Annotated in this window: 20 protein-coding genes; 15 read left to right on the plus strand and 5 right to left on the minus strand. The window is 42.5% G+C overall.

The genetic code is table 11. From position 1 onward, the window contains the following. The 7 genes from EI161_RS03420 to lpxC all read left to right on the plus strand — a co-directional run. Positions 1–207, plus strand: a 207-nt coding sequence (locus EI161_RS03420) for an IS30 family transposase (protein ID WP_192529002.1), incomplete at its 5' end; no start/stop codon positions are given. A gap of 67 nt (positions 208–274) precedes the next feature. Continuing rightward, complete coding sequence (gene murC / locus EI161_RS03425) at positions 275–1714, plus strand: UDP-N-acetylmuramate--L-alanine ligase (RefSeq protein WP_192523055.1); 1440 nt, start codon at positions 275–277, stop codon at positions 1712–1714. A 71-nt stretch (positions 1715–1785) separates the two neighbouring features. Further along, positions 1786–2904 carry a D-alanine--D-alanine ligase gene (locus EI161_RS03430; protein ID WP_318779285.1) on the plus strand — a complete coding sequence of 373 codons (1119 nt, stop codon included), beginning with the start codon at positions 1786–1788 and terminating at the stop codon, positions 2902–2904. A 417-nt stretch (positions 2905–3321) separates the two neighbouring features. Next, a complete protein-coding gene (locus tag EI161_RS03435) occupies positions 3322–4116 on the plus strand; it encodes a cell division protein FtsQ/DivIB (protein ID WP_192523056.1) in 795 nt (264 codons plus the stop codon). Positions 4117–4295: 179 nt separating this feature from the next. Then, positions 4296–5588, plus strand: coding sequence for a cell division protein FtsA (ftsA, locus tag EI161_RS03440; RefSeq protein ID WP_192523057.1), 1293 nt, complete (start codon positions 4296–4298; stop codon positions 5586–5588). Positions 5589–5868: 280 nt separating this feature from the next. After that, positions 5869–7068: a cell division protein FtsZ gene (ftsZ, locus tag EI161_RS03445; RefSeq protein ID WP_192523058.1), complete on the plus strand. Its 1200-nt coding sequence runs from the start codon at positions 5869–5871 to the stop codon at positions 7066–7068. A 498-nt stretch (positions 7069–7566) separates the two neighbouring features. Further along, positions 7567–8484: a UDP-3-O-acyl-N-acetylglucosamine deacetylase gene (lpxC, locus tag EI161_RS03450; protein ID WP_192523059.1), complete on the plus strand. Its 918-nt coding sequence runs from the start codon at positions 7567–7569 to the stop codon at positions 8482–8484. A 298-nt stretch (positions 8485–8782) separates the two neighbouring features. On the opposite strand, the gene EI161_RS03455 is transcribed toward lpxC, so the two are convergent. After that, complete coding sequence (locus tag EI161_RS03455) at positions 8783–9298, minus strand: hypothetical protein (RefSeq protein ID WP_192523060.1); 516 nt, start codon at positions 9296–9298, stop codon at positions 8783–8785. Positions 9299–9462: 164 nt separating this feature from the next. Here EI161_RS03455 and EI161_RS03460 point away from each other — a divergent pair, with 164 nt between their 5' ends. Continuing rightward, entirely contained in the window at positions 9463–10191 is a 729-nt protein-coding gene (locus tag EI161_RS03460; RefSeq protein ID WP_192523061.1) for a CHAP domain-containing protein, read from the plus strand. Between the two features lie 140 nt (positions 10192–10331). Here EI161_RS03460 and EI161_RS03465 read toward each other — a convergent pair whose 3' ends face one another. Further along, positions 10332–11057 carry a hypothetical protein gene (locus tag EI161_RS03465; RefSeq protein WP_192523062.1) on the minus strand — a complete coding sequence of 242 codons (726 nt, stop codon included), beginning with the start codon at positions 11055–11057 and terminating at the stop codon, positions 10332–10334. Positions 11058–11266: 209 nt separating this feature from the next. Continuing rightward, positions 11267–11575, minus strand: a complete 309-nt coding sequence (locus tag EI161_RS03470) for a YhbY family RNA-binding protein (protein WP_192523063.1) — start codon at positions 11573–11575, stop codon at positions 11267–11269. Between the two features lie 385 nt (positions 11576–11960). Between EI161_RS03470 and EI161_RS03475 the strand changes: the two genes are divergently transcribed. The 7 genes from EI161_RS03475 (at position 11961) to EI161_RS03505 (ending at position 19747) form a co-directional block, all read left to right on the plus strand. After that, the gene (locus EI161_RS03475; RefSeq protein ID WP_192523064.1) at positions 11961–12593 is read left to right on the plus strand and encodes an RlmE family RNA methyltransferase; all 633 of its coding nucleotides are present in this window, start codon (positions 11961–11963) and stop codon (positions 12591–12593) included. 400 nt (positions 12594–12993) lie between these two features. Next, complete coding sequence (gene ftsH, locus EI161_RS03480) at positions 12994–14886, plus strand: ATP-dependent zinc metalloprotease FtsH (RefSeq protein ID WP_318779286.1); 1893 nt, start codon at positions 12994–12996, stop codon at positions 14884–14886. A gap of 400 nt (positions 14887–15286) precedes the next feature. Then, entirely contained in the window at positions 15287–16189 is a 903-nt protein-coding gene (gene folP, locus EI161_RS03485; protein WP_192523065.1) for a dihydropteroate synthase, read from the plus strand. Between the two features lie 29 nt (positions 16190–16218). Continuing rightward, complete coding sequence (locus EI161_RS03490; protein ID WP_192523066.1) at positions 16219–16500, plus strand: succinate dehydrogenase assembly factor 2; 282 nt, start codon at positions 16219–16221, stop codon at positions 16498–16500. 67 nt (positions 16501–16567) lie between these two features. Beyond that, a complete protein-coding gene (locus tag EI161_RS03495) occupies positions 16568–17026 on the plus strand; it encodes a hypothetical protein (protein WP_192523067.1) in 459 nt (152 codons plus the stop codon). 152 nt (positions 17027–17178) lie between these two features. Further along, the gene (locus tag EI161_RS03500; RefSeq protein WP_192523074.1) at positions 17179–17925 is read left to right on the plus strand and encodes a YidB family protein; all 747 of its coding nucleotides are present in this window, start codon (positions 17179–17181) and stop codon (positions 17923–17925) included. Between the two features lie 364 nt (positions 17926–18289). Then, complete coding sequence (locus EI161_RS03505; RefSeq protein WP_192524567.1) at positions 18290–19747, plus strand: anion permease; 1458 nt, start codon at positions 18290–18292, stop codon at positions 19745–19747. A gap of 43 nt (positions 19748–19790) precedes the next feature. Here the strand turns inward: EI161_RS03505 and EI161_RS03510 are convergent, their stop codons facing one another. After that, positions 19791–20912 carry a regulatory protein RecX gene (locus EI161_RS03510; RefSeq protein ID WP_192524568.1) on the minus strand — a complete coding sequence of 374 codons (1122 nt, stop codon included), beginning with the start codon at positions 20910–20912 and terminating at the stop codon, positions 19791–19793. A gap of 39 nt (positions 20913–20951) precedes the next feature. Beyond that, positions 20952–22010: a recombinase RecA gene (gene recA / locus EI161_RS03515; RefSeq protein ID WP_192524569.1), complete on the minus strand. Its 1059-nt coding sequence runs from the start codon at positions 22008–22010 to the stop codon at positions 20952–20954. Between the last annotated feature and the right edge of the window lie 241 nt (positions 22011–22251).

Raw genomic sequence — 22251 nt, forward strand, 5'->3', positions numbered from 1 at the left:
TTCTTCTTTGCCGATGCTTATGCGTCATGGCAGCGAGGAACCAACGAGAATACCAACGGCTTAATCAGAGAGTTCTTGCCTAAGGGTTGTGACTTTAGACAAGTCTCTGATAATGAGATACAGGACATTGAGAATAAACTAAACAACAGACCAAGAAAACGATTAGGGTTTAAAACGCCTATGCAGGCGTTCTATAATATTAATTAGCGTTGCACTTGGTGTGTTAATCTAAGATTCATTAAATTTTACTAGTATTTAATAAAGAGAAACCCTTATGTCTACCTCTGCGAAAGCTCTACCCAAGCGTTTGATTGAAATACCAGAGATGCGCCGTATTCAGCATTTGCATTTTATTGGTATTGGTGGCTCGGGGATGTGTGGGATCGCAGAGGTGATGAAAAACCAGGGTTATCAAGTCAGTGGTTCTGATATTGCTGAGAGTTTAATCACTAAGCGTTTAGCACAAATTGGTATCGCTATCGCTATCGGTCATGACTCCAAAAATATCGCCGATGCCGATGTGATCGTGGTATCGTCAGCGATTGATCGTAGCAACCCTGAAGTAAAAGCAGCCCTCGAAGCGCGTTTACCCGTGGTACGCCGTGCTGATATGCTCGGCGAGTTGATGCGTTATCGTCATGGTATCGCCGTTGCTGGCGCTCATGGTAAGACCACAACGACCAGCTTATTGACCACTATGATGGCGGAAGGACAGCTCGATCCTACCTATGTTATTGGCGGAAAATTAAACGCTTCTGGTAAAAATGCGGCGCTTGGTAGCAGTCGTTTCTTGGTGGCTGAAGCGGATGAATCTGATGCATCGTTTTTATCCTTGCATCCGATGGCGGCGATTGTGACCAACATCGATCAAGACCATATGGAAACTTACGAAAACAGCTTCGATAAGTTAAAAGCGGCCTATATTCAGTTTTTACAAAACATGCCGTTTTATGGTTTGGCAGTGGTTTGTGGTGATGATCCTGAATTATATGCGATGATTGATGATATTGGTCGCCCAGTACTGACCTTTGGTCTTGAGCCTTTTAACGATGTACAGGCTGTTGATTTGGTGAGCGAAGGCACAAAAACTCACTTTACCGTACTGCGCCGTGACCGTGAGCCACTACATCTGACCCTTAATATCCCTGGTACTCACAATGTTTATAATGCCCTTGCCGCCATCACGATGGCGACCGATGAAGGCGTAGATGATGAAGCCATTAAGCGTGCCTTACAAAAATTTGAGGGCGTTGGGCGTCGTTTTGAACAACACGCCTCTGTCGATATCGATGATGGTAATGTGTTACTTATCGATGATTATGGTCATCATCCAAAAGAAGTCGATGCTACTATCAAAGCCGCCCGTCAAAGCTTCCCCGATCGCCGTTTAGTAATGTTATTTCAGCCGCATCGTTATAGCCGCACACGTGACTGCTACGATGAGTTTGTTGAAGTGCTTTCAAGCGTCGATGAGCTATTGTTATTAGAGGTATATTCAGCAGGTGAAAGTCCCATTGCAGGCGCTGATACCAAGTCATTAGCACGTAGTATTCGCCTGCGCGGTGCCGTTGAACCGACGATTATTGATAAAGACAATCTCGCACCCGTGATGCAGCGCTTATTAAAAGCCAATGACATGCTTATCACTCAAGGTGCTGGTAATATAGGGCAGATTGCTGTCGATTTGGCCGCAAATAATCTTTATATCAAATAGCTTTTATATCGGTTTTATATTGAATAATTTAGAAAGAATTTTAGGAATGATCTTTATTAGGAACGAGCGCTATGTCGACGAATCACAATCAAGAAAACGTAAACAACCATAATAGTATTAATGCTACCGATGACGCTGAAGATAAGTCTGTAATTGTCAATCCAGAGCCAGCTCTAGCGGCTGCTGCACAAATAGAACAGGATAATGTGGCGAATGAAACGGTTGAAAATGACAAGGCGACTCACAAAGAAGCTTTAGGCACTATGACCAGTAAAGTAACAGATGCTAGTGATTTTGGTAAGGTGGCCGTGGTCTATGGCGGTAGCAGTAATGAGCGTAGCGTCTCTTTAGACAGTGGGGCAGCAGTATTGCAGGCGCTGCAAAATCAAGGCGTCGACGCGACTCACTTTGACCCTAAGCACCAAGATATTATTGAAATACGCGAGTATGACCGCGTCTTTAATGTGTTACATGGTCGCGGCGGCGAGGATGGTTTGTTACAAGGCGTGCTGCAATGGCTTGATATTCCGCAGACGGGTTCAGGTATTTTGGCATCTGCGCTGGGCATGGACAAAGTTCGTACCAAACAGTTATGGCAAGGATGCGGCTTATCGACCGCGCCATTTTCATTGCTCACTGCGGATACCGACTGGCAGCAAGTAGTCAATATGCTAGGACTGCCGCTTATCATCAAGCCTGTTCACGAAGGGTCCAGCATTGGCATGACTAAGGTAAATCATCTTGATGAGCTGCCGGCTGCCTATGCCACAGCAGTGCAGTGCGGCGATGCAGTAATGGCCGAGCGCTGGATAACGGGTCGCGAATTTACCATTGCTATTGTCGACGACGAGGCCTATCCGGTCATTCGTCTGGAGCCTGCCGATATCACTAACTTCTACGACTTTGAAGCCAAGTATAACCGTAACGACACCAGTTATTATATTCCGTGCGGTCTAAATGCCAATGATGAGAAGCATCTACAAGCATTAAGTCTGGCCGCTTTTCGTGCGGTTGATGCTAAAGGCTGGGGACGTGTTGATGCCATGCAAGACGAAGCGGGCAACTTTTGGTTACTCGAAATTAACACCGTACCAGGGATGACCAGTCATAGCTTGGTGCCGGTGGCTGCCAAGGCTCGAGGTATGGATTTTGATACGCTATGCTGGCATATATTAGCGCAGACCGTTTAATTATCATTTGAACGGTAGTTATAGTAGTTATATTTACGTCTAATACCGCAGCGCAACCGTGATTTCGCTATTTTCCAATAGTGTTTATCACGGTATTTATAATAAAAAGGGTATTTATAGAGAACGAGTTTTGTTAAATAAATACCAGCTAATGTATCGCTAGAGCTGCTATAGCACAGCATCATGTAAACTTGTGTAAATTCGTTGTCACTAGTAGGGGTTAGGCTATTGTTTAACCATAAAATACGTTAATATTGTAAGTATAGGTCTGTTTTAGTGAGGTTTATAGTTTTTATAGGTATAACCCACTATTAATTTATAACCTATCAAATCCATAAAGTTCTGCAAGAAAATATGCAGGTTCATATCCATAAATAGCATGAACAGTTTTATGCAAATATAGGGACATAGGTCGTCATGGCTCAAACTGTCAACGGGGTAACTGACTTGATGAGTGATAAAGGTAGTCGGCCAATATCTAAGTTCCAAGTACCAACATCGGTTAAGTATCTATTTATGGTGTTGGTATTAGGTTTGCTAGTGCTAATATTGATAATGGGTGGAAAAGCGTTACGTGATGCCCCTCCTGCTGCTATTCATGTCAACAACCAAGGTTTGACGGTTGCGCAATACAGCTCATTGCAACAGGTTATGAATCAACGAAAAATTAGCAGTTTTTTTACCTCTGATCTGCAAGCACTAAGAGACATTACGACGGGTTTGGCTTGGGTTGACCAAGTGAGTATCTCGCGTGACTGGCAACGCGGCATCGTGGTTACTGCCTTGCCCAAACAAGCAGTCGCCAATTTTGGTACAGAGCGTTTGGTCGATGCAAAAGGGGCAGTTTTTGTGCCTGCTGATAGTAGAGATTTAACGCAAGAACGCTTTGCTACCTTGCAAGGTGAGATAACACAAGCGCCGGTCATTATGCAGCAGATGCAGCAAGTCAATGATTGGTATGCGCCACTTGGTATACAAGTTGCAGATATTATTTTATCACCCAGAATGACATGGTTGATTCGCTTTGATAGTGGGTTACGTGTCATCGTTGATAATGAAGATACTGCGCAAAAGCTGCTGAATTTAAGTCAGCTGCTCGGCAATCAGTTAAAGGAACGCCGAGATGAGATACAGTCGGTAGATTTGCGTTATAAGAACGGTTTTACTATCGCTTGGGATATGTCCCAACCCCAAAATGGCGAAGCACAGTAGCCATAGATAGATTTATAGATAATGGTTTTAAAAACTAATGAGCATTTAAAGTTTTAACTTGACTGCTTTTATAGTATAAATAATGAATATAATATTTCATCGCGTCTTGATAGCGCTTTTTTTAATGATTTAATGGGCGATCACTTGGTCTTCCGTTTAGCGATAATTTGTCTGGTAACATGAAAAATACTGAAAATCTGGTTGTTGTCCATTTAAGTGCCACGGCAGTGTATGTCGTCATTGGCAATGTTGTCTCTGCAAAAGACATTCGTATTCTAGGTGTAGGGCAAGTCAAAAACAGCGATTTTTATCAAGGTCAAATAAAGCATCGTGAACGTTTGCAAGGCGCTATCAAACAAGCTATTCAAGAAGCAGAAGATATAGCCAATTGCCGTGTGCATAGTGTGTGGCTGACCTTAGCAACGCCTGAACTATCTAGTAAGAACAGCGCCGGCGAAGTACGAGTAGAAGATGATGTTGTACGTGCCAAAGATATGGTGCAGGCTTTGTCCAATGCCAAGTCACGCGACCTTTCATCAGATTACTACTTAATGCATTGCTGTCAGCAGGGCATTTATGTTGATGAACAAGACTTTATGGTCGACGATGCCATTGAAACAATGGCGCACAATATCACCGTGATGTATCATATGATGATGCTGCCTGTCGCTAGCCGTCAGAACATCCAAAAGCTATTGCAAAGCTGTGATGTGGGTATCGATCATATCGTATTCGATGCGGTGACCAGTGCTGAATATAGTCTAATGAGCGATGAGCGTCAGCAAGGTGTTTGTTTGGTAGACATCGGTGCTAGTACGACGAGTATCTGTGTTTATAAGGAAAATAAACTGATCTTTACCCATTGTATTGCAACGGGTAGTCATGAAGTCACCATGGATATTTCAGCAGATTTTGGAATTTCAATGATCGAAGCTGAAAAACTCAAAAAGACTCATGGTACTGTTGATGTCAATAGTGTCGATCCCAGCTCGTTTTTTATCTTTAAGCCACAAGGCTCAGGAGATGAAATTAATGTCGGTATTTATAATCTAGCCCGTATTATTGAGGCTCGCTACATCCAAATCTTTACCGAAGTGGCTCGTCAATTACATGAAGCAGATTTAATCAGTTATATTGATAAAGGCATCGTACTGACTGGTGGCGGTAGTGTGATAAAAGGTATGATACCCTTCACCAAAAAACTGCTTAAAATGCCAGTAGTGCTCACCAATACACATCCTGCTATTAGTGCATATAACCATTTCGATAATGATGAGTCATTTAAGCAACTGAATATTCAGGTCAATGATCGTGCTTATCAAACCGCATTTGGTACATTACTATATAGTCAAAGCGAGCAGTTCCGCCGAAGTGAAAAAAGTGAGCCTGAAGCGATTCAAAAGAACCGAGTGACAGGCGTTTTTCAAAGCGCAGGGCAACGTTTTGCTAGTGTGCTAAAAAAGATATTATAGGTTTGCTTTCTAGAGTGCCTAGAACCTAGCGTGCTTAATAAAAGGCCCTTAAACTATTTAAGAAAAAATACAGTTAAGTGAGCTCAAGCCACTTAAAATAAAGTCACGTAAAAAGCAATGCCCTGTGTGATGATGACCTATTGTTGTCTGCACATAAACTATTTAAGCCATAGCCCTGTTTTATTTAAATACATTTATATATAGTATGTCGATAGTGCGCCATATGAGTGCGTTACCACGTATCAATCATCACGCTATCTGCAACTGGAGAATCTTTTTTATGTCAAAATACACCATGCCAGATGATAACCAGCTTCAAAATAATGGCCAAGCGAGCTTCACTGTATTCGGTGTTGGCGGCGGCGGCGGTAATGCGGTTGAGCATATGGTACAACAAGGGATTAGAGGTGTAACATTTGTCTGTGCAAACACGGACAAACAAGCGCTCGATCGTCTGACGGCCCCTCATAAATTACAACTTGGCGCAAAAACAAACCGCGGCCTAGGCGCGGGTGCAAACCCAGAAGTGGGGCGTGAAGCGGCAGAAAGTGAAGAAGAAGCCATCCGCCAACTACTCGAACACTCAGATATGGTATTTATTACCGCTGGTATGGGTGGTGGTACGGGTACGGGTGCAGCACCAGTGGTTGCGCGTATTGCTAAAGAAATGGAAGTATTGACCGTGGCTGTCGTGACCACACCCTTCAAATTTGAAGGCGGTAAACGTATCAAAGCTGCCAAAGCGGGCATTGAGCAACTAACCAACTTCGTTGACTCTATCATCACCATTCCAAATGACAAGCTGATGAGTGTCTACGGCAATATCTCTATGCAAGATGCCTTTAAAAAGGCCGATGATGTTTTACTACACGCTGTTCAAGGTATTGCTGAAACCATCGCCAGTGAAGGTATGATCAATATTGACTTTAACGATATTCGTACCGCTATGACCGCCAAAGGTCATGCGATGATGGGTATTGGCCGTGCCAGTGGTGATGATCGTGCGCGTCAAGCGACCGAAAAAGCCATTAGATCTCCACTCTTGGATGATTTACGTTTAGAGAATGCCAAAGGCTTACTGGTCAACGTGATTTCTTCTGAATCTTTATCATTAGATGAAATGAGCAAAATTAGTACGATAGTCGAAGAAATTACCGATATCGATGATGCGCACATTTTCTATGGTTCTGTCATTGATGAAAAAATGGGTGATGACTTGCATGTAACCGTCATTGCAACAGGTCTGACTCTAGATGAGCACGCTGGCGAAGAGGCTGAAGTAGTAGAGACGCCAGTTCCTTCTGTTAACAGCACACAGCCTGTCGATCCAAACTTACATACCAGTGCTTTAAACAGTCAAAAACAATCTCAAGCGCAAATGTATCAGGATACTGCAGCGCGCTCAAATGCGCCACAAGAGCAGCCTAAAACCAAAACAAATAGTATTCAGGACTATTTGAAGCGTCAACAAAATAGATAGGCGTCTTGACTGTTTGAGATGCTCTGAGTGTTTTAAATATTTGAAATTAAGGAAAGCCAGCATCAATTGCTGGCTTTTTTGTGCTTATAAATTAGCGTTATTTGCCCAGAGAGAAGTATTTATAGTCAGTGAGAAGTAATATCGCTACATCACGTACTGCAGGTACCGTTTTTTCTTGCTTGCTGTGCCTACGCAGACAGAGGCTGCAAAAAAACTATACCCGCAGTATCGTAGCGTTTTTAAAGTATTTTAACTATATATCAAAAATTGATGAGGTAGACGAATGAATGAGGCTTTATTTTCATAACAACTGATGGGTTTGTGACTATTTATAGAATTTTTAATAAGTGGTTTAGAGAAAGGAATAATCAATAAAATATCGACGATAAGTGTTATCAATCAAGGAGATAAGAAAATTAGCCGTTTTTAATTGTGGCGAACTGGGGGTGTGTAATGATACACTATGGCAATTGTAACAAAATATGTGAGAAGACAGTCATGAACCAAAGAACCATAAAAACTGCGATAGCCGTTACGGGTACTGGTCTCCACAGTGGTCAGCCTGTTGACTTAGAGTTTCATCCGCAACCAATTGATACCGGCATTGTTTTCGAGCGTTCCGATATTGAAGGCAGCCAACCGATTCCAGCGAGTGCATTTTTGGTACAAGATACCATGATGTCATCCAATCTCGTATTTGGCGGCACACGTGTCGGTACGGTTGAGCATCTGCTCAGTGCGATTGCTGGCTTAGGGGTAGACAACCTGTTGATTCGTGTTTCGGCGTCTGAGATACCGATTATGGATGGTAGTGCTGCACCTTTTGTTGGGTTGTTACTTGATGCGGGTTTCTGTGAACAGGATGCCCTAAAGAAGTTTATTAAGATTGTGCGGCCTGTACGCGTCAAGGTCGATGATAAATGGGCAGAACTACGTCCTTATCAGGGGTTTGAGTTAAACTTTGAGATTGATTTTGATCACCCTGCCATTGATAAAGACTTTCAGCACGCACAGCTACAGTTTTCGACACAAAACTTCATCGAACAATTGAGTTCAGCACGTACTTTTGGCTTTTTACGCGATATCGAAGCGTTACGTCAGAACAACTTGGCTTTGGGTGGCAGCATGGACAATGCTATCGTCATTGATGAGGCCAGTGTGCTTAATGAAGGCGGTTTACGATTCAATGATGAGTTTGTCCGTCATAAGATTTTGGATGCTTTAGGAGATTTATATCTGATTGGTTATCCAATTTTGGGTCGTTTTAATGCTTATAAATCTGGTCACGCGTTAAATAATTTATTGGTACGTGAGATATTATCTGACCATGATAACTTTGAAATTGTAACATTTGATGACAATGTAACTTGTCCTATCGAGTATTTCCCTTTGAGCGGCCTGACGGTTGAAGGATGAATACAGGAATATACACGAAGTATCGAAACATTTACGCAATATTACATAGTTAGGCTCTAGTTACACTCATATAATATGCTGATATTTGGATATATTGTTTAGATTACTTTAACAATTCTGCTCTAGGGTAGAGACCATAAAAGCTGTGGATAATTTCTAAATCATCTGTTGGTGACTTTCACATTTTGAAAGTCACCAACAGATGATTTTTTTTGTTCGCGTCATTACAAACTTGCTGTGTTACTACCCTCATTTTACGATTTTATTTACATAACTTTACGTTTGGGCACACCGTTTTTTAGTGATTTACCAAGCGCAAAAGTGCTTTTTTGAGGTTTTCATCAGTGGTGACATGGTCTGCGGCCTGTGATATAGTCCGCTTTGTGTTTTGGCTAAGAGCCTGATTTCCATTGGCTTTACCAGGTTTTGAAATGGGCACTGAAGAAGCTGATGATGATTTAGAATAATGATTATTGGCAGATGTCTTAGCTACTACGACGCGAATTTGCTTGAGTTGTTTAAATGTAATTGACTGCTCTGTTAACACTTGCAAGTAAGCGCTTTGTAAATAGCGAATATGGTTGGCAGCGGTCATCGAGCCAACACTGAGTATCAATTGCTCAGTAGTTAAGCCCACGACCCAGCAGCTATTGAGGATTTCCTCAGGTAGACAATCTACCAAAAGGGTTTTTACTTCAGTGGTTGCTTGTATATATAAACGCATATTGTCAGCAAGAGTTTGAGGTAGCGCACTACCAGCAAAAGCTTGATGGTCGATAAGCTGGGCAAGTCGGTTAGGTTGTTTTTTTGACATCGTAATAACTCATCTAATAGGTGACAGAATCGATGTTTATTATAAACAGCGCGCTGTTGTAACAAGGATTTTATCATGTTTATTTCATGACTATATCCGCTAAATTAATTCATGCTTTGTCACGGATGACGAGCAATCCTGTATTCACAATAGGTAGTAAATTTATGAAACAAGCTTTATTAATTTTGTCAGTATTGGGAATGGGTGTAGCACAGACGAGTGGTGCTGCCGAAACGACCTTTCAATCAAATAATACCTTGAGTCATACCATCACAAATATCTCTACTTCTGCGAACTACGGTTCTAGTCGCAATATCTATAGCACTAATAATGGTGCACATGTATATAGTAACGATGAGATCAGTCAAGCGATTGATAACTTAAGTGCTCATGCTAAGCAAAAAGAATATCAGCTTGCCTCATTGACCAGCCGTTTGTCTTACGAACAGCGCCAGCAGCAAGCAAGTCGTGTCCCTGATAGTAACTCTGCCCCTGCTATCGCAGCATCACGCGCATCACGTGTGGCATTATCTAGAAGCTCAGGCTACTGCGCTCGCTATGTGCGTAAAGCATTACAATCAGCTGGTTATGAGTTTACGCCTAATCCTTCAGCCTATCAGTACGCCTCTCGTGGTACGCTTGCCAATGCAGGCTTTACCAAAATCAGTAATGATATGCAGCCTCAAGTGGGTGATGTCGTAGTCTATGATCGTACATCTAGACGACCACATGGTCATATTCAGATATTTGATGGTAATGGTTGGGTATCTGACTTCCGTCAAAACAGCATCAGTCCATATGGCGGTCATCATAACTATACAACGTGGCGTGATTCACAATATGTTGATGATGCATCAAACAGTGGTATCTACCTAGCGATGGCTGATAAGTAATATTGAGCTCAGCTTAAGCGAACCCTTTTCTCCAAACCCAGTAATGCTCTTTACGACATTGCTGGTTTTTTTTGTGTTTTTAAATGCTGAGGTTTAAGAAGGGTGAAGGTTTTTTTATTGGCTTGAGTTATCTTGAATAGCTAAGGTATAAATCTCGACCAGTAGCGCTGATCGTGAAAATCAGGCGGAGAAGCATGTTTGGGAGCAAAATATAGCGCAGTCGCTCCAAACCATAAAATGACGCATGGATGTATATACTCAATAATAGTACTATTAATAGCGTATTGCGGCTTGGAGTTAGCGTTAGAAGGGCGTAGTTGCTTCAATGGCACCCGAAAACTGCGCTCATAATGATAGGCTATAGCAGAGGTAGGTTTCGTTAACGCTAAGGGGAGCTTGGAGCTTTCAAGCCAATCAATAGAGGCATAAGTCTGTTTATCTGCATGCAAAAGGGGATTGGGCGGCAGCGTTGCAGGGTTTCGATAACGCTGAAATTGATAAAGTGCATAGCGGCCATCTGGATTGGCATTGATTTCAATATAAGACGCTGTATTGTCAGTGTCAAAAGCTTCATAATCACCGACAGAACGACCAGTGATAAAACATTCAAGGCAGGTCTCTTCCCATAAATAATCAAAAAACCCTACTTGCTCTGCTTGCCATGCCGTCCAATCTAATTGAGCAGCCAAGGATTCAAGCGGCAGGGTCACGTGATACTGCAGTTGTAAATAAGCTTTTGGCTGCTGTATAAGGGTTGCGCTTATCTGTACCTGAATCCGTTGTAAATCTTCTATAGCAACACCGAGTTGGTATGCATCATTTGCTAGCGTTTCGTTTGCTAGGCATAAATCAAAAAATTGGCTCATAGCGTGCGCGCCCCAAAAGTAATTTATATCTTAAAAAGTCATATTTGCGATAGATAACGCATGATATTAAATATTGAATCATAGCAATTATTTAAGCCTAGATAACATAAAAGCCGCGAGCAAAGTTGCATCGCGGCTTTTATCATTTACTGTATTGATTAGCCTCTATAAAGTAAATCAACACCATATATTTGTTCTTACATCAACGATTACGCATTACGTGCAAGATTTGACAACTTAGGATTGGCATTCGGATTTTTACGTAGCAAAAGCGCCATACGACCAATAGTATGAACCAAAGAAGCATTAGCAGCCGCAGCAAGTTCAGCACCGATGACTTCACGTTCTTCTTTGGTGCCAGCAGGCAATTTAATTTTAATAAGTTCATGATCTGATAAAGCGCGATCAATCTCTTCAGTAATGGTCGGCGTGATACCTTTATTACCAATCATAACGATAGGTTTAAGATCGTGGCCAATGCCTCTTAGGCGTTTAATTGTAGCGTTATCGAGTTCCATAGAATTCCTAAGTGTGGGTAAAAATAAATGATAGTGCTATTAAGCGTAGTTAATGACCATTATAAATAATCTATGGTCATCTTGCATAAGATCAGCAGGATTTTGCACGATTTTACGTGATGAAAATGTTAAACTGAATATTTGGTCACATTATAAACGCTACTGTCTGATAAATCAGTGTTTTAACCAATAGAATTTAGCCAGTCTGCTACTGCGAATGAATAAAAAGCCTGATTGATAGTATATCCGAATGAGTTCGGCTCATCTCAAAAGTGCTTTATAAATATTTTGGCTGCTTCGGCAGTATGTATAGCCAATAGTACTGTCTCGTTTTTAAAGTGAACCCACTATATTAATGTTTTGCAAAGCAATAGGAGCAGGTATTTTGGCCACGCGTATCGAAAACAAAAAACTGTCAAAGAGTAGTAGTGCTTGGATGAAAGAGCATATTGACGATCATTATGTGCAAAAGGCTCAAAAAGACGGCTATCGTGCCCGTGCTGCTTATAAGTTACTTGAGATTAATGAAAAAACCAATCTTATTAAAAAAGGCATGACGGTTGTAGATTTAGGCAGTGCGCCCGGTAGTTGGTCACAAGTAGCTGGCCAGCTGGTAGGTGAAAAAGGCATTCTAATAGCCTCTGATATCTTACCTATGGACACCTTGCCTGACGTTACTTTTATTCAGGGCGACTTTCGTGAAGCGGAAGCATTCGATGCTATCATGGCGGAGGTGGGCGATAGACAGGTCAATGTGGTGTTGTCTGATATGGCGCCCAATACTGCTGGCAATAGTGCCATCGATCAACCACGCATGATGTATTTATGCGAGCTGGCAGTAGACTTTGCTTTGGCCACCTTACCAGAAGGTGGCGCGCTTATTATGAAAGTGTTTCAGGGCGAAGGTACACAAGAATTACGCAAGCAAATGCAGCATGATTTTAGTAAAATCCGTAGTATTAAACCTGGTGCTTCACGACCGCGCTCAAAAGAGATGTTTTGGATTGCGATTAAATAATCATCATTTCAATAAGTTGTTGTCATTGTAGCGGGTTTAATACGTCACTATAAACGGTGTTTATCGGCGTATTAAATCCGCTACAATCGTTAACTGAATAATAGTGAAATCGGCTTGAATTATGCAGGGTAACACCACATATCATGGTATATTAACTTTGTTTTAAACATATTTTTTAGACAAAGTCGTCTGATAGTAAGCGCTTGATAGGCTCACCTAAGATAGACTCTTGATATCCATGACTTGTTAAAAGTTAAAAACAGTCCTCATGCGACATTTGAAAAGCATAGGCTTGAATCGCAAGTTTTCGATATCGATGTGTTTATCAAAAATGAGCAATACGTTTATAGACGTCACGTGTCAAGTTGACACACCAATAAGTAAGGGATGGGAATAACTAGTGAGCGACATGGTAAAAAATACCTTATTGTGGCTGGTGGTAATCGGCGTTTTGGTGCTGGTGTTTAGCGGCTTTGACCAATCATCTGAGCCGGATAACCTTAACTACTCTGAGTTTGTGACCGCGGTGTCAGAAAATCAAGTAGCCAGTGTCGAGATCGATGGCGAGCAGATCACCGGCGAAAAGAAAAATGGCTCATCTTTTGAGACCATTAGACCAGCTGTGTCAGATGACGAGCTGATGCCAATGCTGCGTGAGAACCAAGTCGAAGTTCAAGGAACAGCGCCGAAGCGTCAAAGCGTCTTGATGCAGTTACTAATAGCCAGTTTCCCAATTCTATTGATTATTGGTCTGTTTTTATTCTTTATGCGTAACATGCAAGGCGGCGCTGGCGGTAAAGGCGGCGGCCCTATGAGCTTTGGTAAATCAAAGGCCAAAATGCTGACTGAAGACCAAATCAAGGTCAACTTTGAAGACGTTGCTGGCTGTGAAGAGGCCAAAGAAGAAGTCGTTGAAGTGGTCGAGTTCTTACGTGATCCTGATAAATTTACCAAACTGGGTGCGACGATTCCACGTGGTATTTTGATGGTAGGTCCACCAGGTACGGGTAAAACGCTATTGGCAAGAGCCATTGCTGGCGAAGCAAAAGTGCCTTTCTTTTCAATTTCAGGTTCTGATTTTGTTGAAATGTTCGTGGGTGTCGGTGCCTCACGGGTACGTGATATGTTCGAGCAAGCGAAGAAAAGCGCTCCTTGTATCATCTTTATCGATGAGATTGATGCGGTCGGTCGCCATCGTGGCTCAGGTACGGGCGGCGGTAATGATGAACGCGAGCAAACGCTTAACCAATTATTAGTCGAGATGGATGGTTTTGAAGGTAATGAAGGCGTCATCGTCATTGCTGCTACTAACCGCGCCGATGTTCTTGATAAAGCCCTGCTGCGCCCTGGTCGTTTTGACCGTCAGGTACAAGTGGGCTTGCCAGACATCAAAGGTCGTGAGCAAATTCTAAAAGTGCATTTGAAAAAACTACCGAATACAACGAGTGTCGATGCTCATTCACTTGCTCGTGGCACTCCTGGATTCACAGGTGCGCAATTGGCCAACCTTGTCAACGAAGCGGCGCTATTTGCCGCACGCCGTAACAAGAAAAGCGTCGATATGAATGACTTCGAGGACGCGAAAGATAAGCTATACATGGGACCTGAACGTAAATCAATGGTGATACGTGAAGAAGAACGCCGTGCTACTGCTTACCATGAATCTGGCCATGCGTTAGTTGCTGAACTGCTACCGGGTACCGATCCGGTGCATAAAGTGACGATTATGCCGCGCGGATTTGCCCTCGGGGTGACGTGGCAGTTGCCGGAGCACGATCAAACCAGCATGTATAAGTCGAAAATGCTGAGTGATCTCGCCATCTTATTTGGTGGACGTATCGCTGAAGAAGTCTTTATTAATCAAATGTCGACGGGTGCTTCTAACGATTTTGAACGAGCGACTAAGATGGCACGCGCTATGGTGACCAAATATGGTATGTCCGACGCGCTTGGCATCATGGTCTACGAAGACGATGATAGCTCACAAGGTTACTTTGGCGGTAGCCGCACTATTTCAGAAGCGACTCAGCAAAAGGTCGATGAAGAAGTTCGCCGTATGCTAGAAGAGCAATATGATATCGCCCGTGAGTTGATCGAAGGCAACCAAGAAAAAGTGCATGCCATGGTTGATGCATTGATGAAATGGGAAACCATTGACCGTGATCAGCTGCAGGATATTTTAGCAGGCGAAGAGCCACGTCCGCCAAAAGTGTATCAGCATAACGAAGTCAACTTAGCAAAAAATGATATCACCACAACGAATTCAACACCGCCACCATTACCAGCGATGTAGTTGTTAATTGATTAACCTTCAATAAAAAAAGCCCTTTTTGATAAAGGGCTTTTTTGTGGCTATCATTCTATGAACGCTTTAGGACAGAATAAGATTTACTGGTATCATAAGCACAGCTATAGTTAAAATACTTTAAAAACGCTACGATACTGCGGGTATAGTTTTTTTGCAGCCTCTGTCTGCGTAGGCACAGCAAGCAAGAAGAAACGGTACCTGCAGTACGTGATGTAGCGATATTACTTCTCACTGACTATAGCAATCATTAGAATGTTTCTTATGCCAAACCCAAGAATTACGATTAGCCGTGTCAAACTCGTTTAGTCTACAGTGCATAGCACTTGCACTCGTTTTCCTTGCTACTCTAATTTTTGTGAATGGTATTATAATAAATGGATTATTTATGTCCTTATTCCAGCTTTTACCCCAACAAAAAATATCGAGTCGTGATAAAACCTTAGATTTATCACAACCTCATGTTATGGGTATTCTCAATGTCACGCCAGATTCGTTTTCAGACGGCGGGCAGTTCAATGGGGTAGACAAGGCCGTTGCTCATTGTCAGAAAATGATAAAGGAGGGCGCTACAATCATCGATATTGGCGGCGAATCTACTCGTCCCAATGCAGATGTAGTAGCCACTAGCGATGAGGTACAGCGTGTCGTGCCAGTTGTTCAAGCGATTAGGCAGCACTGCGGAGATGAGATTTGGCTGTCCATTGACACCAGTAACCCAGCGGTGATGCAGGCAAGTTTTGATTCAGGTGCTGATATTTGGAATGATGTACGAGCGCTGAAACGCGAGGGTGCAGCGGCACTAGCAGCTGAGCTTGATATACCTGTGATGCTGATGCATATGCGCGGTGAGCCAACGACGATGAATAATCTGGCACAATATGACGATATAATAAGCGACGTGAGTACCGAGTTGTCAATGCGCATTGATGAAGTAATGAGCCTTGGTGTTAAGCGTGAAAACATCATTATTGACCCAGGCTTTGGCTTTGCTAAAAACTATGAGCATCATTGCGCACTATTAAGCCAGCTTGAAAGTTTAAAAGCACTTGGGTTACCAATCATGTTTGGTATTTCACGCAAGCGTTTTTTAGCGGAAGTGTTAAGCAAGAGCAGGGTTACAGCGGTTGCAACGACTCAAGCGTTAGATCGTGATGCGGTAGGCACGACGGCTGGCATTTTTGCGCTACAGCAAGGAGCAAGTATCATTCGTACGCATAATGTGGCTATGATGCAGCAAGCGGTGGCATTATGGAATCAATTATCTGCGTATAATCATCCTGAATCTTAAACATCATTTAAAATAGTGAGAGTATCTCTATGACCAGCACCATTCAGCCAGAACCAACCAATGAACAGCGCCGTATAATTTATCAAGCGCGTCGCGGATTAAAAGAGTTAGACTTTTATATCGATCCTTATGTCAAAGAGCTGTATTTAACGGCAGCGCCTGCTGAACAAGAGGTATTTGCAGAAATGCTCACTCATGAAGACCCTGATTTACTGGATTATTTCACCAATCAAAATCGCCCAGAAGATGAGGCAATATGGGCGTTGGTCAATAAAATAAAAACCTGGCGCCATACTAAAGAGTTGACTTAATAAATCTTATTAGCAGCTTATGTGCTTTAACTTGGAATAGCAGTTCACCATTTTTTGGGAGTACACTATGAGCTTGGCAACCCCATTACGTATTGACACTGCTATCCAGCCTACCAGCTACTTACGAGTATTGTTTTATATAGGTTTATCTGTTGTCATGGTTGTGCTTGCATGGCTTGCGGCTCTAGCCTTCTGGCAATATGTACTTATCTCGATAGTTGCGGCAGCGGTCAGCATTTATTTGATATTATCACGCCCGATATTACTACATCTTAGCCAGCCGCCCCTCAGTCAGCGTCTTGATCAACAGTGGCAACTATTGATGCGCACGGGGCGTGGTGATGAGCTATGGCAGGCACAATTAAAAGCGGTCCATCGTTATCAATGGGTGATGAGTTTTGAGTTCATAGTCATAGAGCCTTATCAGCGGCCATTATCAGTGACGGTGTTTCGCGATCAAGTAAACCCTGAGCAATGGCGAGAATTAAATATTTTAGCCCATGTAAGTTCTACTAAAACACGGTAATCCATTACTCTCTCGACTCCTATCAACCCTGCCTTTGTTCTATAGATTTACGAACACCTACATGTCATAACAAAATACCTATCTCTGTGCCGAAAAAGATTTGTTATATTGCAAGATAACAATAAATACTATGACAAAAAAGTGAGTAGATGATGAGTTTATTAGGGAATTTAGTGAGCCAAGTGGCCCGTAATGCGATGGATCCAGAAGATGCCCAACGCAATCCAGTCAACCAACATACTAGTCCGCGTCGTACAGGTGGCCTTGGCGATATACTGGGCGGTGTATTAGGCGGCAGCGGTGGTCAAGCGGATGGCTATAATCCTCGCCAATATGACCGTCAAACCGATAATGGTTTTGGTTTAGATGACATTCTCGGTGGACTAACAGGTGGTGGTTTAACAGGAAGTAGTCAGCGTGGTGATATGAGCTCAGGTGCGGGCGGGCTTGGCGACATATTAGGTAGCGTATTGGGTGGACAGACTATGGGTGGTCAAACTAGACAGTCTGGCTTCGGCGGTAAAGGGATGCTAATTGCTGCATTGATGCCGATGGTATTAAACTGGATCAAACGTAACGGCGGTTTGAGTGGTGCATTATCAAAAATTACTGGCATGGGCTATGAAAACCAAGCGAAGTCGTGGATGAGTAATCAACAAGACAATGACAACCTTGATCCAAACGAAATCAGTCGCTTATTTGACGACAGTGAAATCCAGCAAGTCGCTGCTCATACAGGTGCTAACGATACAGAAGTACGTCAAGGATTGGCTGAGTTACTGCCCGAGATCATGAACCAACTAACGCCGAATGGTAACTTGGATAATGAGACTGAGGCTAACCAAGAAGTTGATCAAATTATTAGTCAGCTATCAAGCCGATTGGGTGCATTAAAGTAGGATAATTCTTTCTATTCATTATTTTAAAGTGATAAAAATAAAAAAGAGTACATATCTATGTGCTCTTTTTTTGTTTTTTTAATGCTATAAAACAAGCTCATAGAAATGTATGGAACGGTAAAAGCACCCAGGAAATGGGGTGCATTTTTCATATTCAAGCACCATCAAACCTATATTTATTCATTTTGAACAGAGTATAAATATGTTAAAAGTAGTGAATAAACACCATAAATAGATTTGAAATTATTATGATAACTGTATAATTTATTTAGTACTACTTTATAAAAGCTGTTAATTTGAGGATGCTTTACCTTAAAGGTAACGATAACTGAGGGTATAAATACTTTATAAGGATATATGACTCATGCCATTTAAGCCTATTCCTGCAGCACTTGCGATTTTAGTCGGTCTTATTATCTGGTTTGTTATCCCAGTACCTACTGGGGTGACGCCTGAAGCTTGGCATATGTTGGCATTATTTATTGCCACCATTGTCGCCATCATTGGTAAAGTCTTACCTATTGGCGCGATTGCTATTATTGCCGTTACCTTGGTTGCGCTTACGGGTGTGACTAACGACAGTCCAAAACAAGCCATCAGCGATGCATTATCAAGCTACTCAAGCCCCCTAATTTGGCTGATTGGTGTTGCCGTTATGATATCGCGGGGGTTAATAAAAACCGGTTTAGGTCGACGTATCGCTTATTATTTTATTTCTATTTTTGGTAAAAAAACCATTGGAGTGGCGTATTCTTTGACCGCCGCAGAGTTGATGATCGCACCGATTACCCCCTCTAATACAGCTCGTGGTGGTGGTATCATTCACCCTATCATGAAGTCGATTGCCCAGAGCTTTCACTCGACGCCAGAAGAAGGCACGCAGAAAAAAATAGGCCGTTATTTAGCGATGGTCAATTATCACGCTAACCCAATTACGTCCGGTATGTTTATTACGGCTACTGCACCAAACCCGTTAGTGGTAGATTTGGTCAACAAAGCAACGGGTAGTGAGATTCAGCTAACATGGACGACGTGGGCTGTTGCGATGTTTATACCAGGGATGCTGTGTTTATTATTAATGCCATTGGTGATTTATTTGATTTATCCACCCGATGTCAAAGTAACCCCCGATGCGAAAAAATTTGCCAAAGATAATTTAACAGAAATGGGGCATGTAAGCACACAAGAGAAAATCATGTTAGGTGTCTTTGCACTGATGCTGATACTGTGGGCAAATATTCCTGCGCTAATTTTCGGTGAGCAATTAAGTGTCGATGCGACCACCACCGCCTTTATAGGGTTAACGACGTTAATACTGACTGGCGTATTGACTTGGGATGATGTGCTTAAAGAAAAATCTGCGTGGGATACCATTATTTGGTTTGGTGCCCTTATTATGATGGCGTCTTACCTCAATAAACTGGGTTTAATTGGCTGGTTCTCAAGTAACATCGAATCGATGATTGGAGTGATAGGTGTTGGTTGGATCGGCGCTGTGGTTATTTTGACTTTAGTCTATCTATATATTCATTACTTTTTTGCCAGTACTACCGCTCATATTACTGCACTGTTTGCCGCTTTTTATGCAGTAGGGTTAAGCTTAGGTGCACCGCCAATGTTATATGCGCTGATTTTGGCAGCAGCAGGCAATATTATGATGACCCTTACCCATTATGCAACTGGTACCGCACCCGTTATTTTTAACTCAGGCTATGTGACGTTAAGAGAATGGTGGAGCATCGGGGCAATCATGAGTGTGGTCAATCTGGTGGTTTGGATTGGTGCCGGTCTGATTTGGTGGAAGCTGCTTGGCTACTATTAATTCACGATTAAGCTGCTTATAACTACAGGCACTCAAACTGGCACTAAAAGCGTTCATCTAGAGTTTCTAATGTATAGTTGAGTGCTTGAAAGCAGATATCGGTATTAAAGCCTCTATACTGTAAAAAACGAAGCTGTTTGGCCTTGTCTTTTTGCTCAGTCGGTATGTCGTTACCATACTTTTTGGTACGGGCGGTCACTGCTAATTTGAGCCAATCTACGCCATCGACTAGATTGTCCGCGCTATCATCTACAAAGTCGCGAAACTCCTCTGATTCTGTATTAGCCATATCAATGAGCTCGTCAATATTACCTGGCATGGCGATCTTTTTATTATAGAACTCTTGCTTGATACGGCCACGGCCACGACCTTTGCGGATGTTTTCACGAATAAGCATTAAGGTAGTGCGATAGTCGCTTTGGTAGCCTTTTTCCTCAAATTCCTCAAGTAGCGCCTCTATCTTTTCTGGGTCTTGCTCCTTGTCGATCAGTTTTTGCTTCAGCTCAGCTTTACCATACTCGCGGCGCGATAGATAATAAAAAGCCAACCAGCGCAAGCGGCTTTCAGCTTTGATGGCATCGACTTCTGCCTGTCGTTGCTCTGGTGTGCGCAAATAAGCTTTGAGTGCAGCGGGGAGGTTGTCAGTTTCGCTAACGTTTTCTCTAGCACTAGACACCGTTAGCGTAGGCAGTTGCTCCCCACTTTCAGTATTTTGCTCGTCATTAGTTACAGTTTCCGCGTCGTTATCGCTTTTATTGCCATGAACGTGCTGCTTAACTTCAGCCAGCATTTGCTTAATACTTTGTGCCTTTGGCGGTTGATAAGCAGGGGCATTGTTGGGCTCAGGAGTAAAATTGGCAGCTGGGTGAAAGCGTTTCTTACATTTTTTAGACTTGGAAGTTTTGCTGGGAGTAGAAGAGGGTGAATTGGTTGATTCTATATCAACGATAGAATCATTGTCTAAGGAGTACTTTTCAGCTGAGTCGTTTAAACGCTTGTTGGTCTTACTGTGTTTTTTGGAAGCGTCTTTGTATGAATGTTTAGAAGGCTTAGAGGGTTTAGATGGCTGAATAGGTTTTTTTGCTTTTTTGGCCTGGTCATTAATACTACTCGCTGAATCGGTATCCGATTCAGCGAGTATTTCAGCTAAGGTTTTAATTTTCATAATAAGTCATGCTTACTTAAAATGGTTAAGAAGACACGGTTATTGTACCGGTTCAGCAGTCTGCTCTTTATTGGCGTCATCACTATCTTCGGTTTTGCTGTCTTTTTTGCCCCCAAGTTTTTCGGCACGAACTTTATTTTCAATCTCTTCAGCTATAGCAGGGTTTTCTTTTAAGAACAGCACAGAATTGGCTTTACCTTGACCAATTTTTTCATCGCCATAGCTATACCAAGAGCCTGCTTTGCCAACTGCGCCAATCTCAACGCCTAAATCAATGACTTCGGCTAAATGATTGGTGCCTTCGCCGTAAGTAATCTCGAACTCAGCTTGGCGGAATGGTGGTGCCATTTTATTTTTGATGACTTTAACACGGGTTTGGTTACCAATGATTTCATCACCGTTTTTGACCGCACCGATACGGCGAATATCCATACGTACTGAGGCGTAGAATTTAAGCGCATTACCACCCGTCGTGGTCTCAGGACTACCGAACATAACACCAATTTTCATACGGATTTGGTTAATAAACACTACCATACAATTGGAGCGTTTGGCGTTACCGGTAATTTTACGTAGCGCTTGACTCATTAGACGCGCTTGCAGACCCATATGTGAGTCACCCATTTCGCCTTCAATCTCTGCACGCGGTGTCAAAGCAGCGACCGAGTCAATAACGATCATATCGATTGCCCCTGAACGTACTAGCATGTCAGTAATTTCAAGCGCTTGCTCGCCATTATCGGGCTGAGAAAGCAATAATTCATCAGTGTTGACACCGAGCTTGCGCGCATAAACAGGATCAAGCGCATGCTCAGCATCGATAAAGGCACAAGTACCACCTTGTTTTTGACACTCTGCAATCGCTTGTAAGGTCATGGTGGTTTTACCTGAGCTTTCAGGGCCGTAAATTTCAACGATACGACCTTTTGGTAGACCGCCAATGCCCAGCGCGATATCTAAGCCTAATGAGCCTGTTGATACGACATCAACATCCATAATCGCAGCATCATCACCTAAGTGCATGATGGTATTTTTACCAAACTGCTTTTCTATTTGACCTAAGGCGGCTTTAAGCGCTTTGGCTTTATTCTCGTCCATAAAGGACTCCTTGTTATAAATAATTTATTCAGAATAATAAGTATAATTACGATAATTGGTACTGTAAAAACTGCTTACTCAATGCTGCTGATTACTTAAATATAGGCAGTTCTAAATAAAGTCGATGTGATTGTAATAAAGTAAATAGCCACGTGCTACTGTTATAAATTTTTCTTGCTTGCTGTTCGCAAGCGTGACAGAGGCTGCGAAATGTTTACTTTAGTAGCACTCGCATTGGTTT

This window comes from Psychrobacter sp. FME5, assembly GCF_014861375.1.
Lineage (GTDB): Bacteria > Pseudomonadota > Gammaproteobacteria > Pseudomonadales > Moraxellaceae > Psychrobacter.

Coding starts and splice junctions, on each gene's coding strand:
- murC (WP_192523055.1), top strand. CDS start 275: ATGTCTACCTCTGCGAAAGCTCTACCCAAGCGTTTGATTGAAATACCA.
- EI161_RS03430 (WP_318779285.1), top strand. CDS start 1,786: ATGTCGACGAATCACAATCAAGAAAACGTAAACAACCATAATAGTATT.
- EI161_RS03435 (WP_192523056.1), top strand. CDS start 3,322: ATGGCTCAAACTGTCAACGGGGTAACTGACTTGATGAGTGATAAAGGT.
- ftsA (WP_192523057.1), top strand. CDS start 4,296: ATGAAAAATACTGAAAATCTGGTTGTTGTCCATTTAAGTGCCACGGCA.
- ftsZ (WP_192523058.1), top strand. CDS start 5,869: ATGTCAAAATACACCATGCCAGATGATAACCAGCTTCAAAATAATGGC.
- lpxC (WP_192523059.1), top strand. CDS start 7,567: ATGAACCAAAGAACCATAAAAACTGCGATAGCCGTTACGGGTACTGGT.
- EI161_RS03455 (WP_192523060.1), bottom strand. CDS start 9,298: ATGTCAAAAAAACAACCTAACCGACTTGCCCAGCTTATCGACCATCAA.
- EI161_RS03460 (WP_192523061.1), top strand. CDS start 9,463: ATGAAACAAGCTTTATTAATTTTGTCAGTATTGGGAATGGGTGTAGCA.
- EI161_RS03465 (WP_192523062.1), bottom strand. CDS start 11,057: ATGAGCCAATTTTTTGATTTATGCCTAGCAAACGAAACGCTAGCAAAT.
- EI161_RS03470 (WP_192523063.1), bottom strand. CDS start 11,575: ATGGAACTCGATAACGCTACAATTAAACGCCTAAGAGGCATTGGCCAC.
- folP (WP_192523065.1), top strand. CDS start 15,287: ATGTCCTTATTCCAGCTTTTACCCCAACAAAAAATATCGAGTCGTGAT.
- EI161_RS03490 (WP_192523066.1), top strand. CDS start 16,219: ATGACCAGCACCATTCAGCCAGAACCAACCAATGAACAGCGCCGTATA.
- EI161_RS03495 (WP_192523067.1), top strand. CDS start 16,568: ATGAGCTTGGCAACCCCATTACGTATTGACACTGCTATCCAGCCTACC.
- EI161_RS03500 (WP_192523074.1), top strand. CDS start 17,179: ATGAGTTTATTAGGGAATTTAGTGAGCCAAGTGGCCCGTAATGCGATG.
- EI161_RS03505 (WP_192524567.1), top strand. CDS start 18,290: ATGCCATTTAAGCCTATTCCTGCAGCACTTGCGATTTTAGTCGGTCTT.
- EI161_RS03510 (WP_192524568.1), bottom strand. CDS start 20,912: ATGAAAATTAAAACCTTAGCTGAAATACTCGCTGAATCGGATACCGAT.
- recA (WP_192524569.1), bottom strand. CDS start 22,010: ATGGACGAGAATAAAGCCAAAGCGCTTAAAGCCGCCTTAGGTCAAATA.